Origin of the sequence: Vibrio sp. 2304 (genome assembly GCF_033339475.1) — a bacterium.
GTDB lineage: Bacteria > Pseudomonadota > Gammaproteobacteria > Enterobacterales > Vibrionaceae > Vibrio > Vibrio alginolyticus.
Genome location: NZ_JAWOUQ010000084.1, coordinates 1 through 604 on the forward strand (window position 1 = coordinate 1; position 604 = coordinate 604).

Genomic DNA, 604 nt, shown 5'->3' on the forward strand with positions numbered 1-604 from the left:
CGAAGCCTATCAATTGCTTGCCAGCTTGGAACAAAAGCAATGTTTGAGCGATATTCCTGGGCCATTACTCGCTCATCTTAATCCAATCATGACGCTTGACCTGATTGAAGGTTTTACGCTGCAAACCGCGTAAGGAGGATACGATGACAGATTCTGTTAAAAGCCTGATTAGCCGCTACGACGAATACACCAACAGCTTACAAACTCACGCAATGCCGTTGTTGCTGCTGTTTTGCCGTTTATGGGTCGCTTGGGTGTTTTTTAATTCCGGCCTTATCAAAATTGCTTCATGGGATAGCACCTTGTACTTATTCGAATTTGAGTATCAAGTTCCGTTGCTACCTTGGGAATTTGCCGCCTATTCAGGCACATTCGCAGAGTTAGTTCTTCCGGTCTTTTTAGCGCTTGGATTGTTTACTCGCCCTATCGCTGCCATGTTGTTTGTATTCAACATTATCGCTGTCCTGTCCTACCCACTACTGTGGGAGAAAGGTTTCCATGACCATCAACTCTGGGGGTTAATGATTTTGATTGTGATGCTGTGGGGAGGCGGTCCATTTTCGCTCGACCGATTGCTAAAAGACAAATTCGTCAGATAGAAAAA

Annotated in this window: 1 protein-coding gene; it reads left to right on the forward strand. The window is 44.9% G+C overall.

Going from position 1 to position 604, the window contains the following annotated elements; translation table 11 throughout:
- Window positions 1-143 precede the first annotated feature (143 nt).
- On the forward strand, window positions 144-599 hold the full coding sequence (locus tag R7P64_RS24380; RefSeq protein ID WP_025502236.1) for a DoxX family protein: 456 nt from the start codon (window positions 144-146) through the stop codon (window positions 597-599).
- Window positions 600-604: the final 5 nt, after the last annotated feature.

Coding starts and splice junctions, on each gene's coding strand:
- R7P64_RS24380 (WP_025502236.1), top strand. CDS start 144: ATGACAGATTCTGTTAAAAGCCTGATTAGCCGCTACGACGAATACACC.